19 protein-coding genes are annotated in these 24689 nt (G+C 35.7%); 12 read left to right on the top strand and 7 right to left on the bottom strand.

The genetic code is table 11. The features are described 5' to 3' along the window. The first annotated feature begins 184 nt into the window (after positions 1-184). The 4 genes from WBG07_RS18445 to WBG07_RS18430 all read left to right on the top strand — a co-directional run bounded on the left by WBG07_RS18445 (position 185) and on the right by WBG07_RS18430 (position 4813). On the top strand, positions 185-2239 hold the full coding sequence (locus WBG07_RS18445) for a M48 family metalloprotease (RefSeq protein WP_340203488.1): 2055 nt from the start codon (positions 185-187) through the stop codon (positions 2237-2239). 638 nt (positions 2240-2877) lie between these two features. Beyond that, positions 2878-3177, top strand: a complete 300-nt coding sequence (locus tag WBG07_RS18440; protein WP_340203486.1) for a hypothetical protein — start codon at positions 2878-2880, stop codon at positions 3175-3177. A 54-nt stretch (positions 3178-3231) separates the two neighbouring features. Further along, on the top strand, positions 3232-3888 hold the full coding sequence (locus tag WBG07_RS18435; protein ID WP_340203484.1) for a hypothetical protein: 657 nt from the start codon (positions 3232-3234) through the stop codon (positions 3886-3888). A 37-nt stretch (positions 3889-3925) separates the two neighbouring features. Then, complete coding sequence (locus WBG07_RS18430; RefSeq protein WP_340203483.1) at positions 3926-4813, top strand: hypothetical protein; 888 nt, start codon at positions 3926-3928, stop codon at positions 4811-4813. Positions 4814-4845: 32 nt separating this feature from the next. On the opposite strand, the gene WBG07_RS18425 is transcribed toward WBG07_RS18430, so the two are convergent. Next, on the bottom strand, positions 4846-6606 hold the full coding sequence (locus WBG07_RS18425) for an aromatic amino acid hydroxylase (RefSeq protein WP_340203482.1): 1761 nt from the start codon (positions 6604-6606) through the stop codon (positions 4846-4848). A gap of 348 nt (positions 6607-6954) precedes the next feature. On the opposite strand from WBG07_RS18425, the gene WBG07_RS18420 reads away from it, so the two are divergent. Next, a complete protein-coding gene (locus WBG07_RS18420) occupies positions 6955-7413 on the top strand; it encodes a pyridoxamine 5'-phosphate oxidase family protein (RefSeq protein WP_340203480.1) in 459 nt (152 codons plus the stop codon). Positions 7414-7420: 7 nt separating this feature from the next. Next, a complete protein-coding gene (locus WBG07_RS18415; RefSeq protein WP_340203479.1) occupies positions 7421-8002 on the top strand; it encodes a DUF1572 family protein in 582 nt (193 codons plus the stop codon). Positions 8003-8065: 63 nt separating this feature from the next. Here WBG07_RS18415 and WBG07_RS18410 read toward each other — a convergent pair whose 3' ends face one another. Beyond that, entirely contained in the window at positions 8066-8605 is a 540-nt protein-coding gene (locus tag WBG07_RS18410) for a DUF4136 domain-containing protein (protein ID WP_340203477.1), read from the bottom strand. Between the two features lie 201 nt (positions 8606-8806). Continuing rightward, entirely contained in the window at positions 8807-10804 is a 1998-nt protein-coding gene (locus WBG07_RS18405; RefSeq protein ID WP_340203475.1) for a urocanate hydratase, read from the bottom strand. A gap of 196 nt (positions 10805-11000) precedes the next feature. Here WBG07_RS18405 and pckA point away from each other — a divergent pair, with 196 nt between their 5' ends. Then, complete coding sequence (pckA, locus tag WBG07_RS18400; protein WP_340203473.1) at positions 11001-12629, top strand: phosphoenolpyruvate carboxykinase (ATP); 1629 nt, start codon at positions 11001-11003, stop codon at positions 12627-12629. Positions 12630-12730: 101 nt separating this feature from the next. Here pckA and WBG07_RS18395 read toward each other — a convergent pair whose 3' ends face one another. After that, the gene (locus tag WBG07_RS18395; protein WP_340203471.1) at positions 12731-12901 is read right to left on the bottom strand and encodes a DUF5522 domain-containing protein; all 171 of its coding nucleotides are present in this window, start codon (positions 12899-12901) and stop codon (positions 12731-12733) included. A 390-nt stretch (positions 12902-13291) separates the two neighbouring features. On the opposite strand from WBG07_RS18395, the gene WBG07_RS18390 reads away from it, so the two are divergent. The 3 genes from WBG07_RS18390 to hemL are packed head-to-tail and all read left to right on the top strand — an operon-like array spanning position 13292 to position 16333. Further along, on the top strand, positions 13292-14230 hold the full coding sequence (locus WBG07_RS18390) for a 1-aminocyclopropane-1-carboxylate deaminase/D-cysteine desulfhydrase (protein ID WP_340203469.1): 939 nt from the start codon (positions 13292-13294) through the stop codon (positions 14228-14230). Continuing rightward, on the top strand, positions 14211-15044 hold the full coding sequence (locus WBG07_RS18385; protein WP_340203467.1) for a glucosaminidase domain-containing protein: 834 nt from the start codon (positions 14211-14213) through the stop codon (positions 15042-15044). The genes WBG07_RS18390 and WBG07_RS18385 overlap by 20 nt, the downstream gene beginning before the upstream one ends. Positions 15045-15046: 2 nt before the next feature. Next, complete coding sequence (gene hemL / locus WBG07_RS18380) at positions 15047-16333, top strand: glutamate-1-semialdehyde 2,1-aminomutase (RefSeq protein ID WP_340203465.1); 1287 nt, start codon at positions 15047-15049, stop codon at positions 16331-16333. 86 nt (positions 16334-16419) lie between these two features. On the opposite strand, the gene WBG07_RS18375 is transcribed toward hemL, so the two are convergent. Continuing rightward, entirely contained in the window at positions 16420-16860 is a 441-nt protein-coding gene (locus tag WBG07_RS18375) for a hypothetical protein (protein ID WP_340203464.1), read from the bottom strand. Positions 16861-16997: 137 nt separating this feature from the next. Beyond that, a complete protein-coding gene (locus WBG07_RS18370; protein WP_340203462.1) occupies positions 16998-19499 on the bottom strand; it encodes a zinc-dependent metalloprotease in 2502 nt (833 codons plus the stop codon). Between the two features lie 213 nt (positions 19500-19712). On the opposite strand from WBG07_RS18370, the gene WBG07_RS18365 reads away from it, so the two are divergent. Together WBG07_RS18365 and WBG07_RS18360 are read left to right on the top strand one after the other, a co-directional pair. Further along, positions 19713-20351, top strand: coding sequence for a hypothetical protein (locus WBG07_RS18365; RefSeq protein WP_340203461.1), 639 nt, complete (start codon positions 19713-19715; stop codon positions 20349-20351). 467 nt (positions 20352-20818) lie between these two features. Then, complete coding sequence (locus tag WBG07_RS18360; RefSeq protein ID WP_340203459.1) at positions 20819-21328, top strand: hypothetical protein; 510 nt, start codon at positions 20819-20821, stop codon at positions 21326-21328. A gap of 104 nt (positions 21329-21432) precedes the next feature. On the opposite strand, the gene WBG07_RS18355 is transcribed toward WBG07_RS18360, so the two are convergent. After that, entirely contained in the window at positions 21433-24672 is a 3240-nt protein-coding gene (locus WBG07_RS18355) for a TonB-dependent receptor domain-containing protein (RefSeq protein WP_340203457.1), read from the bottom strand. Positions 24673-24689 lie beyond the last annotated feature (17 nt).

Below are 24689 nucleotides of genomic sequence, written 5' to 3'. Positions count from 1 at the left end.
GATGAGTAGCAATTTATTAAAAGCTTCTTCCCAAGAATTAGTGCAGTTTAAGCGAAAATTTAAGGTATTTATCTAAATGTATTTTTCAGAATAATTACTTTGTAGTATGTTTAAGTGCTCAACCAATTTTGTTCTTAATGGTAAGAAGTATTAAAATGGTTGTAAAAGTCTTAAGCATCGAGCTATGATCAAAAATCAAATACAAGTATCCTCCTCCTTTAAAAAGCAATCTACCAAAGCTATTCTTTCCATTGTTCTATTTGTAATTTCCTATGTGCTACTGCTTGGTTTAGCGATAGCTTTAACCGCTTTATGTGCGTATTGGGGAATTCAAATGATTATAGGTCGTCCCTCTTTTATCACCATGGTTTTAGGATTTGGATTGGTTGCCTTTGGGTTAATCATTCTCTTTTTTCTGGTCAAGTTTGCTTTTAAATCTAACAAGATAGACTACACCATGCTCATTCAAGTTCGCCGCAAAGAGCAACCAGCCTTATTTGCTTTAATAGATGAGATTGTGGTAGCAGTAGGAACAGATTTTCCTAAAAAAGTGTACCTCTCACCAGAGGTGAATGCATCTGTATTTTATGATTCTAATTTTTGGAGTATGTTCTTTCCGGTACGTAAAAATCTTATGATTGGTATGGGGCTTGTAAATAGTATTACAGATAGAGAACTCAAAGCGATTTTATCTCATGAGTTTGGACATTTTTCTCAAAAGACAATGAAGGTAGGGAGTTATGTGTACAATGTAAATCAGATTATTTACAATATGTTGTATGACAATGATGCCTATGAAAAGCTCATTGGGAATTTTGCGGCGTCTAGCGGAATTTTTTCCGTGGTTACTTTTGCAGCAAGAGGTGTTTTAAGAGTGATACAGTGGCTTCTCCAAAAGTTGTATGCCCTGGTGAATGTTTCGTATATGGGCTTGTCTAGAGAAATGGAATTTCATGCAGATGAAATTGCAGCGCAAATCACTGGCTACCATCCGCTAAAGGAGTCGTTACTTAGAATGGGACTGGCAGAATATGCCTATAATACGGTTTTAGGATTCTATGAAGGTAAAATAGTAGAGAACCTGCAAAGCACCAATGTGTTTGAAGAACAACGCTATGTGATGGAGTATTTGGCAAAAGATAGCAAATTACCATTGGTAAATAATTTGCCTAGTGTTTCTTTTTTAGAACTTAATAAGTTTAATAAATCTAAATTAGTGATTAAAGATCAATGGGCCTCACATCCTGGGGTGGATGAGCGTATTGCACATTTAAAAAGTGTAGCGGAAGAGCGAAAAGAAGGAGCAGCCACCGCAGCCATGACTATCTTTAGCGATGCAAAAGCACTCTGCGAAAAGCTTACCAAAATTTTATTTACAACGGTAAATTACGAGGGGGAGATCAAGAGGCTTTCTACTCAAGATTTTAAGGAGGCAATTACCAAAGAGTTTATAGATAATTCATTTGACAGTATCTATAACTCCTATTATGATCAAGGTAATCCTATCTCTTTTGATTTGGAGGCTGCAAAGATAGCCGATCAAAACGCAGCTACTTTAGAAGAACTTTTTTCAGATACTATGACCGATCTTAAGTATACCGAGATCTCCTTAAGGTCTGATATGGAAACCTTAAAGTTAATTGCAGATGGTGTGTATGTAATTAAAACTTTTGATTACGATGGGAAGAAATATCAAAGTAAAGAAAGTAAACCTCTCTTAAAAAAATTAGAAGTAACCATAGAAGAGGTAACAGAAGAATTGCAAAGGAACGACCAAAAAATCTTTTCCTTCTTCTATGAAAAAGCAAAAGCAAAGGGAGTCTCTTCTAAGTTGTTAACCTTATATATAGACTTTTTTGAGTTTGATGCAGCATGGGATGCCAATCTTAAAACCTTTTCCGACCTTTCACAGGCGTTTGAATTTACAACCAGAGTGACTCCTTTTAAGAGAATTTTGGAATATCTAGCAGCTGCAGAAGCCCAAGAAGCGCAATTAAAAAAGCAAATACGGTATCTTTTAGAGCATCCCGTTTTTAAAGAAGAGATAGCTTCAGAAAGCAAGAAAGCTTTTGAAAAATACCTAGCTGAAAAATGGATTTACTTTGAGGGAGAAGCCTATAATGAAGAAAATCTAAACACACTTTATACGGCATTAAACACCTATCCCAATGTAATGTCTAAACTGTATTTTAATCTTAAAAAATCGTTATTAGCATTTCAGGTTTCTTTGTTAGAATAACCTGATTTTCTGTGTAATAAACCTATTTTCAAGTCGTCTATCGATATACTATCTAGGGCTGCATTATGTGTTGTAGACATAGTAGGGGAGATGTACAATTTGATAAAACCGACTTTCTTTAAAATAATGATCCCTTATAGAGGTAAAATCACTCTCAATGGCCCCTTTTTTACTATTGGGTAAGGTAATTTGAATCTAAATAATACCTATCTGCGAATTTAGAGCTTTTCTGAGTTCTATTTTCAATACTACAATTAAACAAAGCTTAATAGACCAATTACTCCTGAAGTAGTGCTAGCAACTTCCATTTTCTTTAAGAAGTACCAATTCATCTCCGTTATCGTATTTTTGATACCAAGAGGCTACCAGAAAAAAGCACTACCTGTTTTCCTCAATACATGCAAAATCAAATCAAATACTTTTCCATTAATTAACGTAGTATATAACTTATTTTGCATAAGAAATAAACGCTATAATTTTTAAAATATACTATGATTTTAGAAAGTTATTTATCAGTTTAATAGTAGGTTACTATTTTAATATTTGAAGATTTATCTTATATTGTATCGATTTTAATTTATAAATTTTTATCCGTGATGGTTTTCCACGAACCGAAAATCTAATTTAAACCAAAATCTATGAAAAAAAAGAATGTTAAATTGACGATGGTCGCTGTAATGATCGTCTCGATTCTATCTCTGGGTTTGATGAGTAATTCTTCATCACTTCAAGATCTTGATGTGGAAGGAATTGCTAAAGAGGTTCCTCAATTAACATCAGTTGCTACACCTCAGAAAGAAGCCCATACGACGACATTGGTTGTTGTGGCTGTATTTGTAGTTGCTGTACATACCCCTGCTTATGGCGGCGGTGGTGGCGAGGAAGAAGAGCCACCTAAAGATACTACACAAACACTTGCTATGGCAATGTTAGATTAACATCAAAAACCCCGTAATTAGTTTTTATAAGTTAATTACGGGTTTTCTTTTTCTATGAAATTAACACGAATTTTTATTGTTGCCATTTTCATTGCATATTGGTTACTGACCTTCATATATGCAGGTCCCAGTAATTATATAAAAATTAGTCTACAAGAACCTTTAAGCGTTTTTGGTAAGCTATTGTATCAAAAATGGACGTTCTTTGCACCTCCTCCTCAAAGTAATCATAGGCTGTATTATTCTTTTTACACTAAGGATAGTACGCAAATAGCCTCTTATGAGGCATTGGAATTTCTCAGTCAGCAAAAAAAAGAGAACGTACCTTTCAATACCAAAGAAGAAGCAGTAGATTACATGGTTAATGGTTCCTTAACAGGCATCATTAACGCAATAGTTTCACAGCGCGAATTTTACGAACAAAAGTATCCGGATTCTTCATCTATGTATAATAATGCGTTAGCTAAAAGCAAAATCATTGAAATTTCAAATCAGGTATCAGCTCACAAAGTATTGGTGGACTATGGGCGAATCATAGCTAGAAAAAACATGGATAATCAGAAAATCAAGCAAATTCATTATGTAATGTTTTCGATCCGAGAAATTAAGCTGCCCAAGTTTGTTAATCGAGAAATGCTCACAAAACCAAGTGATAGAATAGTTCAGGGAATTTTATTTGATTCGGCTATGATTCTCTTCAATGAAAACTAAAACTGATTTTCAATTAAAAATACTATAGAAAACAAATATGCTTAGAATTACCAGCACATATTACAAATATCTGGCTTTTTTTAGAGTGTTTTTGGCACTTCATATACTGAAGAAGTATCTTTTTTATTTTCCTGTGATAAATGAAGTATTAGGTGAGGATGCATTAGTAGGAAAAACGAGCGATTATTTGCTTCATTTTTTTAATATTTCAAACAGTCATGCGACTATTGTACTCACGATGCTTTTAGTTACTGCCATCCTGATGCTTTTTGGAATTGGTAAGAATATTACCATTATCGTGGTATATGTTCTTGTTGAAATAGCACAAAGACTAAATGGTTACATCCTGAATGGTGGAGATAATTTCATGAAGTTTCTTTTGATCTATATGATATTCGCCAATTCCTTCACCAGGCTCACCTTATTCAAAAGCAGTGAAGAATGTAAACCCAATACGATTTCATTCCTATTAAATAATTTGTCGGTTCTTTCTATTAAAATACACCTTTGTCTGGTGTATTTTATTTCGGGTCTCTTTAAGATTAATTCGAAAGTATGGTTCAATGGTGTTGCTACCTATTACACCTTGAGTCTGGAGCGATTCTCCGGAAGCTCAATAAATAAAATACTGGTGCAAAACGGATTATTTGTAACTATTTCAACATATGTAACGATGTATTGGGAAATTTTTTTTCCGGCACTCGTGTGGCAAAAAGCGCTAAAATACTGGATGTTGGGAATAGGTGTATTGATGCATGTTGGTATCTATTTCTTAATGATGATCCATGATTTTGAGATCATTTTTGTAGCCACCTATGGTTTTTTTATCAGTGATGCGGAATGGATCGCAATTGGTGAAAAGCTATCAAAATTTGCCGCTTACAGGAAACTAAAAATGCAGTTGAATAAACTGAGGTTTGAATAAAAAGATTATTTAAAGTTATTGGCTTAGTAATTTTATACCACTTGTGCCTCAGCGTCAATAAGGGCAATCCCACCGTCAATTAAATGACCCACTTCTAGGCGTTGTTGTTTTACCATTTCTAGATGTGCAACAATTTCATCGCCAAAATCGTCATCTTTATTCTTTCGGGCGAGTTCGTAGAGTTCTACGGAGAGCAACCAGTCTTCCGGATGATTCTCCTGCACCTGTTCGAAAACCTTATGCCTGGAAATAGTTTTATTTTTCCCTTCTCTAAAATCCCTTACCTGTTGGTACAATAATTCCAGTTCTTCACGCTTTGGTGATTTTTTAACCTTTATGGTTGTTTCTTCTGGGACATGAGTTACTAAATCAAAACTACTCACATCTGCGGGGCCGCTAAATGCTGAGACAATTTCTTTACCTACCGCCATATCGTAAACGCCCCATTCTGGTTGAAATAAGATCCTATCACCGTGAGTTACCGTACAGTTTTTAAAACTGATGATAATAATTTTCCCTTGAAGGTTCCGTGTTCCGGTAATAATTTCTCCAGACACCATAATACCACCTACAAATTCTAAGGTGACTTTTTCTCCCTCGTAAATATCGTAAGCACGCAAATCTCTGGGGCTCATGTCCTCTATGGTCAAATTAATGCCTTTTAGCCTTCCTACCGGACTTCCAAAGCCGTCTGCATGTTCAAGCGTGCTATGCCCTACCAATTCCCTTTCTCTATATGCCAAGGCGGTTTTGCCAGTAGTTTGAAGATATACAGGATTGCTTTCGTGAGAAATAACATCTGTGAAAACACCAGAGACCTGTAATCCGGTACTAAACTCTACGGTACCAAGCGCTTGTGAATCAATAAGTTTTTGAAGTCCTTCCAATCCGCCACGTCTCAATGCCATTCTATTGGCAAACTCTTCCAGTACAAGACTTAGTTGTGCAAAATCTGGAGTAACATAAAGTTGTGGTTGTGGTTTGGTAATATCAAAAGATTGATAAGCTGCTTTAATAGTATAGGGTAGTTTTTTAACTTGATCTGTCATACACCAGGCGCTTTCTCCAATAGAAGAAAGTAAGCCAGCCCCATAGATTTTCGGATTTTCAGGAGTGCCTATAAGACCGTATTCAACAGTCCACCAATGCAAATTTCTTATCAAAGACATTTCACTAGGTGCTCCGATGTCATTCTGCAAAGCTTCAATGCGCTTTTCTGCTTCTTCTATTTCTTTGGCAGGTGTGCCAGGCGCTTCTTTGATGATGCTAAGATGTCTAATAGCTTCATACATGGCATAATCTTTTGCACTAGAAATAGCTTTACAGCCAATTTCTCCAAAACGTCTTAAGTATTCTGCATATTCAGGATTTGCAATAATGGGCGCATGTCCTGCGCCTTCATGAATAATATCTGGTGCCGGAGTGTATTCTATATGTTCTAGTTGACGTATATCTGATGCAATAACGAGCACATTATAGGCTTGAAACTCCATAAAAGCTGCCGGAGGTATAAAGCCGTCAACGGCTACCGCTGCCCAACCAATTTCTTTTAGAATACGATTCATACCGTACATATTAGGAATATGGTCTATAGAAATTCCCGTTTTTTGGAGTCCTTCTAAATACGATTGATGTGCTACCTCACTCAGGTAATCTACATTTTTACGCATCACATAACGCCATACAGCTTGGTCTATCGCAGAATAATCAATGTACTTTTGCGGTTTTATAAACTGCTTTAGGTGATTTGGGAGCTTATCCAGTATAGGATTGCTTTCATAAGACGTATCCATATCAGATGTTTTTGTAGACAATGGTAAAGTTACAAAAAGGGAAGCATATTACTTTTACTCTGTTTGTTGTATTTTTAATAAAATACCCACTTAAAATTACAGCTGACTATACTTTATGATCAAACCATCTGTGTAGAAAGTACCAACGTTATATGATTAATTTTATAGGCTTTCGCGTCCTCCTTTTGTTTTATGTTGAATTTGAAGTATTAAAACGCTAGTAAAAAAACCAGTTATGTTTTATTAATCCATAGGTGTCTACTTTTTTCAATTTATGCATCTCTTTTTGAGAAACCTATTAATTCCTTATTTTTAGTATGCATTAGGTACCCAATTTAAAATTTACGTATGATCACAAAGCAAGTAAAAAAATATATTGACAACAGTATATTATGCTGGTTGGCAACTATTGACAATGCAGGAATGCCTAATGTTTCTCCTAAGGAGGTTTTTACATATGAAAATGAAGAATGCTTACTAATTGCCAATATTGCTTCTCCCGGAAGTGTTAGAAATATTAAAGAAAACCCAAAAGTATGTGTAAGCTTTATTAATGTTTTTATTCAAAAAGGATTTAAACTTAAAGGTGAAGCAACTATTAGTACGCCAAAGGATTTTTCTTTTGAAAAGAAGGTAGCATTTTTAAAGCCCATTGCTGGAGACTTATTCCCTATAGCCTCTATTATTTCTGTAAAGGTTATTGAGGTGCAAACCATTATTGCCCCAAAGTATCATTTATTTCCTAATACAACCGAATCACAACAAATAGCCAGTGCTATGCAAGTCTACAGTGTACAACCTAAATAAAAAATGTATGATTACCAATTATTTAGAAAGCGTTCAAAAACAGTTTGCCTATTATAAATTGCTGGGTGATAAAACCTTTAATCAGCTAACAGATGACCAATTATTCTGGCAATATAATCCAGAAAGTAATAGCATTGCCATTATAGTAAAACATCTATGGGGTAATATGCTTTCCCGCTGGACAGAATTTTTAACGACCGATGGGGAGAAAGAATGGCGGGATAGAGATGCGGAGTTTGAAGCAGATATAAAGAATCGTGAAGAACTTCTGTCTAAATGGGAAGAGGGTTGGTCTGGTCTTTTTAAGGCACTGGAAAGCGTTGATGAGACCAATTTTGATACCGTAATTTATATTAGGAATATGGGGCATACTATTATGGAGGCTATTAATAGACAATTGGCACATTATGCATATCACATAGGGCAGTTGGTGTATGTTGGTAGGATGGTTGCTGGAACTTCTTGGAAAAGTCTATCAATTCCCAAAGGAGATTCTGTAACTTATAATGCTCTCAAGTTTGCAAAACCCAAACACAAAGAGCATTTCACCAATGAATTCTTAGAAGATATTAATAAGAAAGAAACTTAAATGAAAAAAACGCATATACTACCACCTGAATATGCGTTTTTATTTTTTTGTTTGCCCTTCTATTTAATTAGAAGTAAATAATTCAGGAGGATATTTCATTAGAATTTCTTTTACAAATTCATTAATACGCTCTTCTTTTTTGCTAACGCGGTCTGTAAGATAACCAGTGCCTTTACCTTGCCATACCAGTTCTTTCTTTTTAGCTTCTATTAAATCTATATAGAGTACACCTTCTGTGCGGGTACTAACGGTATTCATATTACCGCCCCAGCCCCACCAAGGACCCCAACCCCAGCCTCCCCAGCCAAAGTTATTGTAAACATCTACGCGTTCTTTTTCTTTGGTGAAAATACTGATCAATAAATCAGGATCCTGAGATTTGGTAAATCCTTTAGCCAGCATTTCAGATTCAATAGCTCTTAAAATTCGCTTCTTATCCAAATCAGAAACTTCTGCTTTGTCTATACCGGGTTTAAAAAAGGCAAAGGTTTTAAACTCATCAAAATTTGCCTTACGATCATAATCTGCTGCCACCCTAACCGAAACACAGGAGGAGGCGAAAACCACCAAAAAGAGGGGTAAAATAAGTCTCATTGCTTTCATAATATAATATTTTAAAATTAAGTTTGAATTTCAAAATAGGCTTCAAAAACCATGCTAAACTTCAAAAAATGCCTGTTAAAATCAAAAATCAAGCTAAAAACAGGTGTTTTATTCTAAATTACATGAATTTTTTATCCTAATTAATTGTTTTTCACTAAACCATCCCAAAAAACACTTAGAAATCTACAAGAAGAAGAGAAACTAGAAATCCTCCTTCCACAAGGCTTCGTCTACTTCATTTGGTAAAGTAACTTTTAGATTCTTATTGGCTTGCATTGCTCTTTTTATCGCAAATACAGCCTCTTTGTTTCTAGCCCAGCTTCTTCTGGCAACTCCATTGTTTACATCCCAAAACAACATACTTTCTAAGCTGCGTTGTGCTTCCTCAGATCCATCTAGGAGCATTCCAAATCCGCCATTTATCACTTCGCCCCATCCAACACCACCACCATTATGAATACTTACCCAAGTGGCGCCTCTAAAGCTATCGCCTATTACATTTTGTATTGCCATATCTGCGGTAAATTTAGAACCGTCATAGATGTTAGAAGTTTCTCTATATGGAGAGTCTGTGCCGCTTACGTCATGATGATCTCGCCCTAAAACTATTGGTGCAATGCTTCCCCTGGCAATTGCCTTGTTAAAAGCTTTGGCTATTTCTACACGTCCCTCCGCATCTGCATAAAGAATACGTGCTTTTGATCCTACTACCAATTTGTTCTCTCTCGCACTTTTAATCCACTTAATATTATCTGCCAGCTGCAAGCTTATTTCGGGAGGGGCAGTTACTGCGAGCTTCTCTAAAACTCCAGCGGCAATTTCATCTGTTTTTTGAAGGTCTTCAGACTTTCCTGAGCAACATACCCAGCGAAATGGTCCAAAACCATAATCAAAACACATAGGTCCCATAATATCTTGTACATAGCTAGGATACCTAAATCCATCTCCATCTGCCTTCATAACATCTGCTCCCGCTCTGGAGGCTTCTAATAAAAAGGCGTTGCCGTAATCAAAGAAATAGGTTCCGCGTGCTGTATGTTTATTGATAGCTGCTGCATGGGCTCTTAAAGATTCCTTTACACGTTCTTTAAATGTTTCAGGTTCATCGGCCATCATTGTTTTGGCTTCTTCAAAAGAGATGCCTTGAGGGTAATATCCTCCTGCCCATGGATTGTGCAGAGAAGTTTGGTCAGATCCCAAATCTACATAGATATTTGCTTTGTAAAATTGCTCCCAAACATCTACAATATTTCCATGGTATGCTATAGAAACTATTTCCTTAGATTCTTTTGCCTTTGTCACCCGTTTACAAAGAATTTCTAGGTCGTCAATCACCTCATCAACCCAGCCTTGGCTATGTCTAGTATGTACTGCTTTTTCATTAATTTCTGCGCAAACGGTGATACAACCAGCAATACTACCAGCTTTGGGTTGTGCTCCGCTCATACCGCCTAAACCTGAAGTTAAAAATAATTTCCCAGCCAGATCTTCATTTTTTTTTCCAATTTTACGCCCTGCATTTAATACCGTAATTGTAGTGCCGTGAACAATACCTTGCGGTCCAATATACATATAGCTACCTGCTGTCATCTGTCCATATTGAGTAACGCCCAAAGCATTGAAACGTTCCCAGTCATCTGGTTTTGAATAGTTGGGAATCATCATACCATTGGTAACAACTACTCTGGGAGCTTCTTTATGAGAAGGGAACAAACCCAATGGATGGCCGCTATACATAACAAGGGTTTGTTCTTCGTGCATTTCTGCTAGGTATTGCATGGTGAGCAAGTATTGTCCCCAATTTTGAAAAACTGCTCCATTACCGCCATAAGTAATAAGTTCATGAGGATGTTGTGCTACTTCCGGATCCAGATTGTTTTGAATCATTAGCATGATAGCCGCTGCTTGCGCACATTTGGCAGGATAGGCTTGTATAGGTCTTGCGTACATTTTATATGTAGGTCTAAATCTGTACATATAAATTCTTCCATAGGAGTGCAACTCTTCTTTGAATTCTTCCATTAGAAAAGCATGATGCTTGGCAGGAAAATAGCGCAAGGCATTTTGTAAAGCCAATTTTGTCTCTTTGGTATTTAGAATAGGCTTTCTTCTAGGCGCATGATTAGTGCTGTTATCATATGAAGGAAGTTCCGGTAAATTCGCTGGAATCCCCTGAAGAATTTCTTCTTGAAATGTCATTTGCTTCAATGTATAAAAATTCATTACAAAAGTAGTAAAATCCTTGATCGGAGTACACCTGCTGATTCTTTTTCAAAAGGGGATTCTTTTACATATTAAATTGTGAATAATGATAATTGTCATTTTATATTTCTTGATCCTGCCCGAGTTTTGTACGGTAATCTTTTGGTTACTGAATATAGAATCAACCTTAATAATGGAAACAATGACAACACTTATGAAAGCGAATCTTGAAAAATATGGATTGAAGAATGTAAAAGCTCATTGGAATTTATCTCCAGAGACACTCCAGCAAATAACTGTAGACAAGAAAATGGGCAAAGAAACTGCCTCTGGAACACTTGCAATTAATACAGGGAAATTTACAGGGAGGTCTCCGCAGGATCGTTTTTTAGTTAAAGACGATTATACCAAAGATAAAGTATGGTGGGGAAAAATAAATAAACCCATTGCACCAGAAAATTTTGACTTTCTATATCATGAGATTGTTCAATACCTATCTGGAAAAGAAATTTATGTAAGAGATGGTTATGTATGCGCAGATCCTGAATACAGAATGAATGTGCGAACAGTTACAGAGTACCCTTGGTCTAACCTTTTTATTTATAATATGTTTTTAAGACCAGCTGCTGCTGAGCTTGAAAATTTTGAAGAAGAATGGCTGGTTTTATGTGCCCCTGGTTATGTGGCTAAAGATCCTGCTGCTTACGGACTTCGACAAGGTAATTTTTCTATTCTTAATTTTACCAAAAAAATAGCTTTAGTTGGTGGTTCTGCTTATACTGGTGAAATGAAGAAAGGTATATTTTCTGCCTTAAATCTGATTCTTCCGGTAGAAAAAAATGTGTTGCCAATGCATTGTTCTGCTAACGTAGGAGAGGAGGGGGATACCGCTATATTCTTTGGACTTTCTGGAACTGGAAAAACAACGTTGTCTGCAGATCCTGATAGAAAACTAATAGGCGATGATGAACACGGATGGACTGCTGGAAATTCTATTTTTAATTTTGAAGGTGGTTGCTATGCTAAGGTTATAGACCTCACGGAGGAAAAAGAACCTGATATTTATAAAGCGATTAGAAAAGGAGCATTATTAGAAAATGTAGTTTTTAAGGAAACGGGAGAAGTAGATTATGAAAATAGTAGTATTACTCAGAATACCAGAGTGAGTTATCCTATTTATCATATAGATAATATTCAGGAGCCTTCTTATGCCGGAAATCCGAAGAATATATTTTTCCTAACCTGTGATGCTTTTGGTGTGTTGCCTCCGGTTTCTAAACTTACACCTGGTCAGGCTGCTTATCATTTTATTTCTGGTTATACCGCCAAAGTAGCGGGTACCGAAGCTGGTATTACAGAACCAGTACCTTCATTCTCAGCCTGTTTTGGAGAACCGTTTATGCCATTGCATCCTACTGTTTATGCTGAAATGCTTAGTAAAAAAATGAAAGATGCCGGAGTTAATGTTTGGCTCATTAATACAGGATGGAGCGGAGGTCCTTATGGCGTGGGTTCACGTATTAAATTAAAATATACAAGAGCTATGATTTCTGCAATTTTAAAAGGAGAAATAGATCAAGCTGAGTTTGAACAACATCCTATTTTTGGATTGTTTATGCCCAAAGAATGTCCTGGTGTACCTACAGAGATTCTTGATCCTATAAATACTTGGGATAATAAAAGTGCTTACATAGGTAAATCTATACAGCTGGCTCATTCTTTTCATTTAAATTTTGAAAAATTTGCTAGTGAAGCGTCCAAGCAAATTATTGAAGGTGGTCCGTTAATTGACGAACATCACCATTTAGAAGAACATATTTAGTAATACTTTAAAAATAGGTTGATTAAGGATTTTCTGATGTTTAGGGTTTTTATGTAATTTCATGTATTATAAAATTACCAAAACTAGCGTCAGGAAATCCTTTACTTGTTTTTGTTTCTAAAATTTGTTTGTTTGTTGTATCCGTATGGGCAATGACGGCATCCACTTTCACAACAATACCCGCGTTTTAAATGAAATTGCTCTGTAAAAACTTTGTATCCTTCGGGGCTTAAATAAAAATCGCCTTCTTCAATTGGAATAATTTTCTTCATATTAACAGCAACAAAATTGTATTTTTACAAAGGTAACTTAATTTTAAAGCTGTAATAAAGAATGATTCTTGTTTTAAGTTTAATACTCCCTAAGCGATTTGTTGGTATTACTATCTGGCCATTTATCTTTGTTAAAAGTAAAGAATTGCGTAAGAACCATAAGTTGGTTAATCATGAAAGAATTCATTTAAGACAACAAAGGGAATTGTTGGTTGTTCCTTTTTATCTGTGGTATATTACAGAGTATTTGATTCGTTTGCTAGTTTGTCGTAATCGCATAAAAGCTTATAAGAGTATTTGTTTTGAACGAGAAGCTTACACTAACGAGAACGATAATAGGTATCTGAAAAAAAGAAGGTTTTGGACATTTCTGAGGTATTTAAAAAATAAATGAAAGAATTTTGCTCCTCTATTATACCAAATGAAGTTATTGAACTCCCAGAATTAAAAATGGCAGATGTTCATCTTAGTATAAAACGGGAAGATAAGATTCACCCGTTTATCTCAGGAAATAAATATCGCAAGCTTAAATACAATCTTCTTGAGGCTTATGAAAAAAAGCAATCTACACTGCTAACATTTGGAGGTGCATTTTCTAACCATATTGCTGCCGTGGCGCAAGCAGGTGAGCTGGGGAATTTTAAAACTATCGGAATTATTAGAGGAGAAGAATTACGAGTTAAAATTCCACAAAATCCAACCTTGCAGTTTGCCAACGAGAAAGGCATGCAACTTATATTTATTACTAGAGAAGAATACAGGAAAAAGACTGAAAATAGTTTTCTTGAAAATTTAAAGCAAGAGTTTGGTACATTTTATATAATTCCTGAAGGTGGTACGAATGAACTAGCAGTCAAGGGCTGTGAAGAAATTTTAAACGAAGAAGATAGCAAATTTGATTTTATTACGACTTGCGTTGGTACTGGTGGCACTATAGCGGGTCTTATTAATAGTTCAAGCGAAAAACAGCAAATTTTAGGTTTTCCAGCTTTAGAGGGGGCTTTTTTAACCAAAGAGATTTGTAAATTTGCCCGAAAAGAAAATTGGAGCTTGGTTCATGATTACTCTTTTGGAGGTTATGCTAAAATAAACACCTCACTTATTGAGTTTATAAATATGTTTTATAAGACTACCAAAATTTCCTTAGATCCTGTTTATACCGGAAAAATGATGTATGGTATACTGGATTTAGTTAATAAAGGCTATTTTAAAAAGGGCACAAAAATATTAGCTATTCATACGGGGGGGCTCCAGGGAATTGCAGGAATGAATCAAAAACTCAAGAAGAAAAATTTACCTTTAATTCACTATGACAAAAAAGATTTATAGTATTGTTTTTTTAGTATTGATGTTAATGTCCTGTGGGCCTAAGAAACAGGTAGTGGCGTCAGAACGATCAAAGGAACGTTCTCGTAAAAAGGAAATCAAGGAAAAAAAACCAAGAGAATGGGAGCCTAATTTAATTCCTGAAAAATTTGTCTATTTTGATATTACCTCTACCGAACATTATATTCAAACGTTTCAAGAAATCGCGAAGCAGAATATGATTGATTATGGTATTCCTTCAAGTATTACGTTAGCTCAGGGAATATTAGAAAGTGCTTCCGGCAAAGGGGAATTAACCCGTAAAAGCAATAATCATTTTGGGATTAAATGTCATAAAGGTTGGACGGGAGACCGTGCCTATCATGATGATGATGAAAAAGGTGAATGTTTCCGGCGCTACAACCATCCTATGTATTCTTTTAGTGATCATTCACTTTTTCTTTCTCGGCGAGGACGTTATGCTTTTTTATTTAAGCTGCGTAAAGATGATTATAAGGGATGGGCTAGAGGCTTGCGAAAGGCGGGTTATGCCACAGATAAAAAGTATCCACAGAAACTTATTGCTCTAATTGAAAGGTATGAGCTTTACAGGTATGATCGAGAAGTAATTAAAGGAAACAGAAATCGCGCAAAAAAAGAAGATACCAAAAGACACCTCCCTATAAAGGGTAAAATGTATGTGGTCGCAAAAGGAGATACGCTGTATTCTATTTCAAAGAAGTATGGGTTGACCGTCTCTGAACTTATGGAAATCAATCATTTGAACACTACCAATCTTAATGTTGGTCAGGAACTCATTATTAAATCTTCAAAATAACTATGATATACCAACGAAGTAGTACATTGTTTAAGGAAGCTTCAAAAGTAATACCAGGTGGAGTAAATTCACCGGTAAGGGCCTTTAATTCGGTAGGTGGAACCCCAATCTTTGTCAATAGAGCAAAAGGAGCTTATTTATATGATGAAGACGGGAATACCTTTATTGATTATATTGCATCTTGGGGACCCATGATTTTGGGGCATGCATTTGAGCCCGTAGTGGCTGCAGTAAAAGAAAAGGCTACTAAAGGTACTTCGTTTGGAATGCCAACCGCTATTGAAACAGAAATTGCCAAACTGGCAATTAACATGGTGCCTAATATTGATAAAATAAGATTTGTTAATAGTGGTACAGAGGCCTGTATGAGCGCCATACGTCTTGCAAGGGGCTATACAGGTAAAGATAAAATCATCAAATTTGCCGGATGCTATCATGGGCATTCGGATTCTTTTTTAATACAAGCAGGTAGTGGAGCTGTCACCTTTGGGAGTCCTAATAGTCCTGGGGTAACTCAGGGAACTGCTAAGGATACTTTACTCGCACGTTACAACGATTTGGAAAATGTAAAAAAACTAGTAGCTGCTAACAAAGGTGAAATCAGTGCAATTATTATAGAACCAGTAGCAGGAAATATGGGATGTATTCCTCCAGCAGAGGGATTCTTAAACGAGCTTAGAAGTCTCTGTGACCAAGAAGATATACTCTTGGTTTTTGATGAGGTAATGACAGGTTTCCGTCTCGCAAAAGGGGGAGTACAAGAACTTATGGGTGTTACTGCTGATATTGTAACCTTTGGAAAAGTGATTGGCGGCGGATTACCAGTAGGTGCTTTTGCTGCTCGGAAGGAAATTATGAGTTATTTGGCTCCAGAAGGGCCCGTTTATCAAGCGGGAACATTAAGTGGAAATCCACTGGCAATGGCAGCTGGATTGGCGATGTTAACAGAATTAAATAACAATAGTTCTATTTTTAAAAGCCTTGAAGACAAAACAGATTATTTGCATCACGGATTGGCTAAAGTACTAACAGATGCAGGGATAACCTATCAAATTAATAGAGTTGGGTCCATGATTTCAGTGCATTTTACGGATAAACCAGTTATTGATTTTGAAAGTGCAGCCACTGGAAATAATGAAACTTTTAAGAAATTTTTTCATGGGATGTTAAAAAGAGGAATATATTTACCTCCAAGTGCGTTTGAAAGCTGGTTCTTAAATGATGCCTTAAGTTATAGCGATCTAGATACCACTATAAATGCTGCTGCCGAAGTAGCGGCAGAACTTTAACCGAATCAATTTAAAAATTAACCGCTATGTGTTTTAGATTATCCATCTAAAATCATAGCGGTTTTCCAATCAATCCAAACCAAATTTTATCCGTTTCGTCTATGTTCTAAACGATTTTTGTGAAGTTTTTTACCTTTTTTTAATTGATGCTGTTTCCACAATGAATATTGTTCTTTATTCAATAATGTTTTCATTTTCTTGTGAACCTCTATCTGTCTGTCTAATCGCTCATTCATTTGTTCAAAACGCTGCTCCGAGCTAAGCTTAACACCCTCTTCTTTTAATGCCTTTCGCTCTTCTCTATGTTGCCTGCGTTCTTTAGCTAGTTCTGTATTTAGAATTAACAGCTCTTTTTGCTGTTGAGTAGTTAAATCCAGTGCTAATGTCATTTTTTTGGTATGAAGTACAGCTATTTGCTCTGGAGTAAAATCATTCATTCCTTTTTTTAGTCCTTTTCTTGGCCCTTCTTGTGCAAAAACTGCTGTGCTAAGTAAAAGCAGAATTGCCAAATGCATAAGTTTTTTCATGTTGCTATGTGTTTTATTATTTAATAGTAAGACGTTGAATTGATCAAAGGGTTTAAATGAGTATGGTGAATTATGAGATTATTAACAAAAAAAGCACCATTACGGCGCTTTTTTTGTTATTTGTAATGAATTCTATTCTATTTATCAGGATCTAGAATCATATTTACGCGTTCTAAAGCGTCTTGTAGATGATATCTACTCATTCTGTCTGATGTAATTCCTATTGCGTTTCTAAGCCTGCGTTTGAGGGTGTTGAGCTCTGCTCTGACAACAGGACGAATATCTGACTGTGCAACATCAATATTGGTACGCGTGATAAACCTTCTAAATCTTGAGGGTACAGGGGATTGATCTTTGGTCATTAAATACTCCATGCGATCTAGGTAAGCTCTTTGTAGATTCCTTCTATACGTATCTATTTTCTTTCCAGAGCGAAGCTCTTCCCAAATCCCTTTACGCAGATCAGACATCATATCAATTAGACTATAAGCCTCTGTGCCATTCATGGTTTCATTTTCTATCATACGAGCCATTCTTCCAAAATCAAGCATATTATTCAACGTTCGTACTTGTGTATTGCGAAGACGCTCTACGCTTCCGGCATGCTCAATTTTATTAAAAATATTTTGCTCTAATAGCCATTGGGGAGTTTTAAATAGCTCATTCTGCAAAAATTGCATTGCTTTCTTTTGATGGTTTTTGTTAACATGTGTGTACACTGCACCTTCTTGGTCATAAGTCTTATAATATTCATAAACCCCACCAATATTTGCAGACACATGCCCCATATAGCGATTGTACTGCCCAAGAACCTGTCTGTACATAGTACTAAGATCGTTGTAGTTTTTTCCATCTTCGGCTGTCCAGATAATCAGGTTTGGAACAATACGTTTTAAATTGGCAATACCATAAGTACTCGCTTTAATCGCATCATCTCCTAGATCTTCCGTTTGAGAGCTTGGGTCAATAACTCCAAATTGTTGCCTGCCAAATCTGTACATTGGATCATCTTGATGTTTAAGAATCCAGCTGTCCAGAACAGGCTTTTCATCTACTTCATTTTTATCAAGAATAGGTCTGTACCCCCAAGAAATAGCATATTTATCATACACTCCTATATTAGGCATAAGTGCTACCCCTTTATCACCTGGTTGCGCCACATAATTAAATCTTGCATAATCCATTATGGAAGGAGCTGTACCGTATTTTTTAGTAAAAGAAGCAGATCTTAAAGAGTCTACTGCAAAAGCTACACTGCTTCCCATATTATGCGGAAGCCCTAAAGTATGCCCTACCTCATGAGAAGAAACAAACCGGATAAGGCGCCCCATAATTTCATCTTTAAACGCAACTCCTCTTGCTTCTTCATTAATAGCTGCTGTTTGCACAAAATACCAGTTTCTTAGCAACGTCATCACATTGTGATACCAGTTAATATCTGATTCAAGGATTTCACCAGATCTAGGGTCACTTACATGAGGTCCGCTAGCATTAGGAATAGGAGATGCTAAATAACGTACTACAGAGTATCTCACATCTTCTGGAGACCATTCAGGATCTTCTTCTGGGGTAGGAGGGTCTTTAGCAATAATAGCATTCTTGAAACCAGCGGCCTCAAAAGCAACCTGCCAATCTTCTATGCCTTGTTTGATGTAAGCACGCCATTTTTCTGGAGTAGCTCTATCTATGTAATAAATAATTTGTTTTTTAGGTTCTACCAGTTCACCTCTTTTAAATTTTTCAAGATCTTCTTCTTTAACCTCCAATCTCCACCGATCTAAATATCTTACAGTTTTGCTCTCTTGAGCATCCTGTCCGTAATCTACTTGCCCCCTTGCAAACCAACCCACTCTTTGATCAAAGTAACGGCGTTTCATAGGTTTCTTTGGTAATAAGATCATTGAATTGTTAATCTCTAAAGAAATAGAACCTATACTTTGATTAGAAGGAGGATTTCCAGCTAAATATGTTTTTACATGTCTCGCTTCAATATTGAGCGGATAACTCTTAATATGTTCAATAAAAGAACGTTTATCATCAACCCGTGTTGCTTTATACCTTTTTCTTCTTGATTCCGGTAATCCCAAAGATTTTACATCTTTCTCAAAGAGTTCATTAATTTTGATTACTGTAGCCGTGGTATCTTTATTAAATGCTTTGATAGGGAAACTATATAAAACAGGTTCAAAATTAGAATTTAAGACCGCTTCGTGCACTGGAAGAGAATCTGCGGCATAAACATTGTACGAGACTACTCGCAATAATACTTTTCTGGCTTTCTTTTCCCATCTTAATACCTGCGTATTTTGCTTTCCTCCGCCAAAACCAATACCGTTGGCAGTTTTGGCGATTCTAGTAACCATCAGCATTTCTCTCCCAAATAAGGAGTCTGGTATTTCATAGAAATAATCATCCTCAATGATATGTGTGTCAAAAAGTCCTTTATCTGTTTTTACTTTTTTTGTGATCACCTTATCATAAGGTTGAATCCCCCCTTTTTTACTTTTGGCAGACGGAGGTGCAGTCTGTTCTGTTTTACCTTTCTTGTCTTTTTTCTTTTTTCGTTGCGCATCTGCTGTTTGGTAGATTCCTAAAATGAGGAAAAAAGATAAAAATCTAAGGAGTATTTTGTTGGTCATTTTATGAAATGTTTGAGTTTCAACGCCAAATTACTGTAATTAAAGAGGCAAATTGTGTTAATGATTTCTTAAGTTTTTAATTGGATATATATTAATAGGTGTATTAATGATAGAAAATTGGGCGATTCGTTAAAAATTTCACAAAAATCGTAACAATTTCAATTCTTTAGAGTCTTACTTATATCAATCAAATTATAATCAAAACTTTAAACAATGAACCAATTATTTATTATTTGTGGATTGCTACTAGGACAAGAAGCAGCCACACCGCAGGAAGATCCAGACCCTTATGTTAGTAATCAAGAAGTAACTTTATTTCAACAGACCAATAATGAGGAAAATAGTACCGAGACATTATTTCAGAATACATATTTTGTAAATTTTGAGACTAATGAATCTAATGAGTCTAAGGAATTAGACATTGACAGTATTGTTTTTATAGAAGAAGTGGAAGAAGTGGATTTAGGTTTTGACCCTAAATTATATTTACCCGAAGGTTTTAATCCTTACGAGCCTTATTTTGATATTCATTCAATTACATATGTGCGCGAGACGCCAGAAATTATATTCGACTTTGATACGGCAGCGTATCTTCCAGATAATTTTGATGCCGCTGCGTATTATTTTGATATTCATAGTATAGCATATATAGAGGATGAAGAAGAAATAATGGATCTTGGGTATGACGTATCTGCTTACCTTCCTAGAGGATTTAATCCTTACGAACCTCATTTTGATATTCATTCTATTGAATATATAGAGGAAGAAGAGGAAGAAGTAGCTCTAGGGTTTGATTCCAAAAAGTACCTTCCAAAAGGTTTTAATGTGTACCGTAAAGCAACTAATTTGTAAAGATTAATTGATTTTAGGAATCATTTGAATTTAGTTAATTGTTAGTTAGTCAAACTCCACTCCTAAAGTGGAGTTTTTTTATTTACATAAACTAATTAAGAATACAACTAAAAAGGTAGTAAATGCAAATAACCAACAATGGTTAAACCTTTCTGTTTTTAGATAAAAAATATCATAAAATCGCCTACAAAAAAGGGGTTAACAATTAAATAATATTTGCTTTACAATTGCATTTTTCTTAGAAAACCTTGCTAGAAGCAGCTATATCCTTAAACTCTTCTCTGGACGATTATACAGTAGTTAGTAAAATGTGATTTTTATTGCGAAAATTGCTTTTGAGGCCAGTAAAAATAAGGGTTTTGGAGAGTATAAATTTTTCATAAAATTAGTGTTTAATCATTATTTCTGTCAGAAATTTGTAGTGTAAATCAAAATGATGATTTTAAATAAACTTAAAAATAGACCAAATGAAAAAGTTCCTACTTGCTGCCAGTTTTTTGATTAGCCTTGCTCCGGTATTGGCTATGCAAAATGAGACCGATCCTGTAAAAGATGCCGCTACTTTTAGTGAAATAGTTTACATAGAAGACAATGAAGAAATTGAATTAGGATTTGATCCTAAGCTTTATTTACCAAGAGGTTTTAGCCCTTATCAAGCATATTTTGATATACATTCAATAACCTATGTAGAAGAAACTCCAGAGGTAGTATTTGACTATAAGATTGAAGATTATTTGCCGAAGGGTTTTGATCCATTTGAGGTTCCGTTTGTTTTGGAAAACCTACAATATATGGAAGTGGAGATTGAAATATCTTTTGATATAGAACTTGAAAGTTATTTACCAAGAGGATTCAAAGCAGGAGAACCTTATTTTAATTTTTTAGCAATTCCGTTTGTGAAGTATCACGACGAAGATGAGATTCTTATGGATTTGCAAGCTTTTCTTAATAAAAACAAGCTTCCAAAATCAAGATAAATGAAATTAATTTGATTTAGTCGTCGCATTAAAACATTCATTTAGACGCATAAAAAAACACCTTGCCACTGCAAGGTGTTTTTATGTATAAAAATTTCCTGTTATTATTTGATGTTTAAGCTTAATCTGGCAAAAAGAAAACGACCAGCAATACCAAATTGTTGTGATCTTCTTGACCAATCAAAACGACCACTACTACGATTATTTCCAGTGTCGCCTTCAAAAGTTTGAGCGGCGCGATCTGGATAAATATCCAATAGGTTATTAGCACCTACCGTTACTGTAAACTGATTTGTTACCTTATAACCAAAAGATAAATCTGTAACAATCTTAGATCCAAATACTTGCTGAAGATTTACATTGGTAGTAGCTTCCGTCACCTCACCAAAGTAAACATTTCTTAGGAATACATTAAACTTATTAGTAGTTAATGAATTAGTAAGGTTAATCTTGGTTCTTGGTACAGATTCTTCCAAATACACACGGCTGTCTTCAGGGAAATACGTACTTGTTAATCCTGCGTTTCTAAGAACTTCTGAGTCATTAATATCTCCTACCTGTCTGGTCTGAGAGAACGTTGCTGCTAGATCTGATTTTAACTGTACTTTATCGCTCAGAAAACCCTTATGAGTTATTACCACATCTACACCTTTTGTTTCAGTGTCTATGGCGTTGGCAAAAAAGGAAGCAGCAGTTGCATTGGCTTGCGCTAAGAGATTATCTAATTCAGATCCTGTACCAGGACCTCTAAACTGTCCTGTATAAACCACACGGTCATCAATAGCCACAAAGAAACCATCTATAGTTACGGTAAGGTTTGCATTTGGAATTTTACTGGTAAAGCCAAGGCTAATACTCTGTGAAGTTTCTTCGGTAAGTTGTGGAATTCCAAGTAGCTGTGCGGCACGACTGTCGTTTGAAAATGTGCCTACTTCAACAGGATTTCCCGCCTGATCAAAGATGGTAGAGGTAGAATTAAAATTAAGCTGATGTAAAGAAGGAGCACGAAAACCAGTATTTAAAGCGGTTCTTAAGTTAAAATTTTCGCCTATTTTATATCTTCCAGATAATTTGAAGTTGATTGTGGAACCAAAATCTGAATAGTCTTCAAAACGAGTGGCCAACGTCATCAAAAACTGTTTTGTGAAATCTGCTTCTACTTCAAAATAACCTGCTATGCTTGAACGTTCCCTAGATACTTCGTTTGCTGGGCTAAAACCCGGGAACACTTGAGAACCTCCTGGTCTTGGACTTCCAAAGAAATCAACTGTGGGTGTTTGCGTACTAGAGATAATAGGTCTTCCAGTGGCATCATATTGAGAATAAGATTCTTCTTCACCTGCAATAATTTCATAACGCTCAAAACGGTGTTCCGCCCCAAATGCAATATTTAATCCTGCAAAAATATCTTCATAAAAACGGTTTACATCTAAGTTGGTTGTGTTTTGAGTAAAAGAGAAGCCTCCTGCATCAAAACGTGTAGGGGTGGCATTTAGAAGAGAGGCATTAGAGGTATTAGAAATTTCATACAGGAAAGAATTTTGTCCCCAAGTATTACTGAAATCTACATTCCAGTTATTTATTTTTCCTTTAATTCCTACCGAAATGGATTTGTCTTTTATTTTTGAATTTATTTCAGGTAAAAATCCATTTATGTATGCAGGTGTATACGTTCTACTTTGATTTGGAAGCCTGTAAAAACCAGCAGAATTACCCGTTCTACTGCCAATCCCTGCAAAAGAATATAATTCTGTGCCATTATCATCTAAGGGTAAAGCAAAATTCGCGAAAAAGCGCCCTCCTCTTACTGCGGACTGCCCAACGCGCATATTGAAATCGGTTCTATTTAAACCTCTTGCTGCTAGTTCTGCTTCGGTTACGTCTACACCTAGAATTCCCTGTAAATCTTGAATGGTACTTGCGTTAGCAATATCACTTTGAAGTGCCGCATCAAAATGAGACACTTGTGCTCCGTATTGTTTAATGGCATCTACATCTGTAAATAAATTAGAGATATTGAAACCATCATTGGAAGCAGCAAATTCAATTGCGTTATAAGCATTAAAAATAGACCCTTCCCATTCTTTCATCCTGTTGTAATCGTTTCGGTAATCAAAATCTCCTGCAAAATTTATATAACCACCTTTATCACCCAATGGGAGTCCATAATTTGCGCTTATATTAGTAGTGGCACCATCAACTCCGCCAGTTTGTTCGTTTGCATTTTTGGAAAAATTTGCTCCTGTAGTTACATTAAAAGTAAGTTCATTTACAGTCTTATCAAGCACAATATTAATAACTCCTGCAATTGCATCAGATCCATATTGCGCAGCAGCACCATCGCGTAATACTTCAATTCTTTGAATTGCAGCCGCCGGAATGGCATTTAAATCGGTACCAACACTACCACGTCCAAAAGTTCCGTTCACATTAACCAATGAAGAAGTATGTCTTCTTTTACCATTTATAAGTACGAGTACTTGATCTGGTCCAAGACCTCTAAGAGACGCAGGATCTATATGGTCTGTACCATCAGAAATAGTCTGGGTATTAGAAGTAAAAGAAGGTGCTACGTAATTAAGTATTTGATTTAAATTTACCTGAGGCGATTGTGCCGTAAGTTCTTTTACATCAATTACATCTACAGGCACAGTAGTTTCTGTGGCGGTTCTGGCGGGATTACGAGACCCTACAACAACAACAGTTTCTAATTGGGCAGCTGATTCATCCAATGAAATTTCAATCGTATCTTTTCCGGTTACATCTACCTCTTTGGGCTCAAACCCAATAAAAGATATTACTAAAGTATTTTTCCCATCAGGCAATTCAATACTAAAATTACCATCAAAGTCAGTTTGAGTACCTATAGTGGTACCTTTTACTAGTACATTGGCTCCTGCCAACGGAAGATTTTGAGCATCTTTTACAATACCTTTTACCTCTCTACTTTGTTTACGTATTTTAGTGGGTGCTATGATTTTTTTATTTAAAACAATTTGTTTGCCTACAATTTTGTATTGAATACCAGAGCCAGCAAATAGTTTTTCCAGTACTTTTTCTATGGATTCTTTCTTGGCTTTAATAGATTTTTTTTCTTTCAGGTTTACGTCATCGCTCCTAAAGAAAAACTTGTAGTCTGTTTGTTTTTTTATTTCACGTAGCACTTTATTAAGTGTAACATCTTTTAGGTCTAGTTCTATCTTGTCCTGAGCATATCCCGGATTAGCAGCAATCTGAAGGATAGAGAAGAAGATGAATACAAAGGTGGCTTTCATTTTTAGCTGGTCTTTAAAATAAGGTAGCACCTTATTTTTTAATACGTTGCGTAAAGTTCTTTTTTTCATAATTTTGAATACTTTTT

The organism is Ascidiimonas meishanensis, assembly GCF_037782385.1.
In the GTDB taxonomy this organism is placed as follows: domain Bacteria; phylum Bacteroidota; class Bacteroidia; order Flavobacteriales; family Flavobacteriaceae; genus Ascidiimonas; species Ascidiimonas meishanensis.
This window is presented reverse-complemented; position numbering and strand designations above follow the sequence as displayed.